Raw genomic sequence first — 3909 nt, 5'->3', positions numbered from 1 at the left:
CATTTCGAAGCTGAGGTTTAATCACCCAGTCTTGTAAGGTGCGTAATTCCGTTGGTGAAAGTGGATTAGGATTGTTCTTGGCATTTTCAACGGTATACATGAAGATTTCGCCAAGTCCTGTAGAAACAGGCCCCATAGAAGTTGCAATTCCAACGGGAAGATTTGGTGTCACCCCTTGTAGCTTCTCATTGACTAATTGTCGGGCAAAATAAATATCAGTCCCTTCTTTGAAAATTGCCGTCACTTGTGACAGGCCATACCTAGAGACTGATCGGGTATAGTCTAAATTTGGAATACCAGCCAAAGCCGTTTCAATAGGATAAGTCACCTGAGACTCCATCTCCATTGGAGAGAGTCCTTGAGCTTCACTATTAATCTGAACTTGTACATTCGTAATATCGGGAACAGCATCAATTGGTAGCTTAAAGTAGTTATAAGCCCCCAATGCACCGACAAATAGGAATACGATGAGTACAAGCCAACGATTCTTAATCGAGAGTTTAACAATCTGATCAAACATATTCGCTACTCCCCTTAATGGTCATGAGTAGCGCCAGATTTACCTAGCTCTGCTTTTAAAAGATATGAATTTCCTGCGGCATAAACCTGTCCTATTCGTAATCCAGATTTAACTTCCACATACCCATTGTATTTATCGCCGAGCTCCAGAGGTCGAGCTTCAAAATCGTTACCAACACGAATGAATACCACGTCCCAATCACGGAAATTCTGTAACGCATCTTCACGTACAACCATTGGCTTTTGACTTTGATTTTCAAAAATTTGAGCCGTGATTAACTGTCCAGAACGCCACTTAAACTGATTTGGTATCTCAATAAATACCTGCGCTGTACGTGTTTTAATATCGATGACATCACTAATATATTTGATTTTGCCCAATGCCTCTTCTGTGCCTGTTGGACTTTGAGGCTTAACTTTGACTCTGTTTGTAGGGTTTATAGTATTAAGCTTGTCAGCAGGAACATTTACTACTGCCAAGAGTTGTGAAGTATTTGCGATTTTAAAAATAGGGGTTGAAGAGCTTACATTAGATCCAACAGCACCAAGGATTTCTAATATTGTTCCTGACATTGCTGCACGAACTTCAACTGTTCCATTACCTGAACCGCCATAAGAGCTTATTAAGTTATTCAACTCATTTGCACGAGTTTGAGCAGCATCAAAATCTCTCTTTGCAGAAATATAATCAATCTCAGGTGATACACGCTTTTGCCATAATGCTCGTTCTTGTTCCATTTTTTGGCGAGCAAACTGTAGGGTCTCCAAAGCAACTTTACGATCTGCATTCAAACGAATTAAATCTTGGCTTTGGACAACAGCAAGTAAGTCCCCTTGGCTTACTTTATCCCCAATATTACGGTAGGTTTTTATCAATGTCCCACTGGCTTTTGGTGCAACAAGGCTTTCAAAATTATCAGGAAACTTCAATTCACCTTTCAATTCCAAAGCATTTTCAAACATCATTGGTTCAACTTTTAAGAGCTCTAAACCACTGCTCTTAATACTACTGTCTAACATGGTGACACGACCTTCTTTCGTATCCCACTTCCAAGTATGTTTTTTTCCTTGATAATCGACATTTACAACCATTAAAAACGAATGTGGCTCATAGACAATTTCATTTCCAATCAAGTAATCACTCTCTGGTTTGAATTGAATATTCTGCTCAGCATCTAAACGCTTAATATAAATATTCGCTTTTAAATCTTCTGGTTTAAGCGGCTTATCTTTCAAATACCCATAAACACGGAGGTGTGGTTCCACTCCTTCTTCAAATATCTTAACCTCAGCAGAGAAATCTCCATCTCGATACAAACGACCACCGTGAGGTCCTTTCTCATCTCCAGCTACAGCTACTTTTTCTTCGGCGACCTCACCATGTCCACTCGCTTGTGTCTTATTACCAGTTTTATACCAGGCAATAGCACATAAGACGATAAGTAAGGCAACGACACCAGTTGCAATCAATGTATTGGTTTGTTTATTCATATTCTTGCCCTTATTCTTGATCTAAATGAGTGATGTAGTTGCGCTCGACTTCTGCAATTTCTGTCTGCAAAGCCAACCACAAATCGAATCGAGCAAGATGTTTGTCTAGCCAAATTTGCTTGATGTTATTGAACTCAAGTAAAGAGTTTTTCCCTGCTTGGTAACCCATCTCTGCAATTCGCAGGCTTTCATTTGTTGCGGGCAAAACGGTTTGATCATATTGCTTAATCACATCAATTAAATTGGAAACCTCAATAGATTTGTTTTCCAATTCGATTTTAGAGTTACGACTCACAAGCACAGACTGTGTTTCTGCTTTTGTATGCTCTGCTTGAGCAATCGCAATATTGCCCTTATTTCGATTAAAGATATTGAGAGGTATCGACGTCGAAACTTGGAAGACTTTGTCATTGGTTTCTTGGTAGTTCCTAACCCCGACTCCCAAAGTAATATCTGGTATTGCTTCTTTACGGGCCAGTTCAAACTGAGTCTTTTTCAGCTTCGAACTCAGCGTTGCTTCTTGCTCAGACAAACTTATTTTGTCTGTGAAATTAAAGCTTAGCGGAACCTCCAATGCACTACTTGGCAGGTTGGAAGTGAACTTAGAACATAAATTTTTCTGGAACTGAATCTTCTTCACTTCATTTTGATGGCGCAATTTCGACTCAGTTGAAAGTGCTATGCTTAGTTGAGCATCGGAAGGAATTACTCGCCCGTACTTAAGCCGTTCGGAAAGAACGTTAGCTTGTCTGGCATTCAATTTACTCTCAGAAGAATAAATTTCAGCACGCTGAGTAGCTACATACCAGTTCGCCATACAGATTCTTAAATCTGCTTTGAGTTCAGCCTGACGCTTTGCTATGTCGAACTGATTACGATCACCTTGAAAACTCGCAATCTGTTTCCTCAAGGAAAGTTTATTACTAAGAGGAATCTCTTGTGACAGTCCCAATAAGGTTGTTGGGCCATCTAAATCCTTCAGTTTAGAATTACCGAGATTATCCAACTCCACATTGAAAGTCGGATTATTTAATCTACCAGCAAACTTTTGATTGATTTCATAAGCTTGCTCGGACTGCTGTAAGCTATTGAGTACAGCATCACTTGCGATTACCTGCTTTTGTAGTTCAGCATAATTCGTTTCTGCGAATACATTTGCTGCTGTTGCTACAAATCCACAGGTAAGAAATATCTGATATTTTTTAGACATGACTTTACCTATACAAAAAAATTAAAATTAATTTTTGTATAGAAAGATCAATTACGTAGGACGATTAAGTCTTTAGAGTAGGTATAAGAATTACTAAATATTAGAGGGGATCGCCGCTTTAAAAAGGCTCGATAAACGGGCTTTTCAAAAAGCTGGAAAAAGAATAAAACTAGTGGAAGTGCAAAACTAAGAATAAAGATTGGATCTATGCTGAAATCACTATCAGAAGAAATTGGTTTTACTGAATGATGATAGATAGGTTCATCAAAATTCTTCCAAGTATGTGCTTCCGCATCATGATCAGTAGAATTTTTGAGTGGATCATTTGAGTGCTGCAAAGACCAATGACTAGATGCATCATCCTCAACAACAATACTCAACTCATGTTGGTGTTCAATATTCTCAAGTAAGACAGGCGCCCACGCATGAATGCCCGTAATTGTTATCGTAAACAAAAACAGGGTAAATGCGAGTATAAGCTTAGACAACCTACTTGAACGCATAGCCATGAACATACTTCTGATTTGCTAACAAAATACTAAAAAGCTTGATTAAAGTAAATCCATCTCTTCAACATTTGCAAATGAATATGTTCAAATCTATTACCAAAATCTACGAAAAAGGTAGGAATATACTCTTTACTTGGTTGAGACGATCGTTTAACTCAAAGCTACCCCAATACTCAAAAG

4 protein-coding genes are annotated in these 3909 nt (G+C 38.6%); all 4 read right to left on the bottom strand.

The annotated features are described in order from the left end of the window. Window positions 1–520: efflux RND transporter permease subunit (locus Aba26S_RS20455; protein WP_043974889.1), on the bottom strand; the 520-nt coding region annotated here is incomplete at its 3' end. Between the two features lie 14 nt (window positions 521–534). Next, window positions 535–2010 (bottom strand): efflux RND transporter periplasmic adaptor subunit, encoded by a 1476-nt coding sequence (locus Aba26S_RS20450; RefSeq protein WP_043974886.1) that lies wholly within the window; start codon window positions 2008–2010, stop codon window positions 535–537. A 10-nt stretch (window positions 2011–2020) separates the two neighbouring features. After that, a complete protein-coding gene (locus tag Aba26S_RS20445) occupies window positions 2021–3220 on the bottom strand; it encodes a TolC family protein (RefSeq protein WP_043974883.1) in 1200 nt (399 codons plus the stop codon). A 47-nt stretch (window positions 3221–3267) separates the two neighbouring features. After that, a complete protein-coding gene (locus tag Aba26S_RS20440) occupies window positions 3268–3723 on the bottom strand; it encodes a hypothetical protein (protein ID WP_043974892.1) in 456 nt (151 codons plus the stop codon). Window positions 3724–3909 lie beyond the last annotated feature (186 nt).

It is taken from the genome of Acinetobacter sp. NBRC 110496 (assembly GCF_000876115.1).
Taxonomy (GTDB): domain Bacteria; phylum Pseudomonadota; class Gammaproteobacteria; order Pseudomonadales; family Moraxellaceae; genus Acinetobacter.
This window is presented reverse-complemented; position numbering and strand designations above follow the sequence as displayed.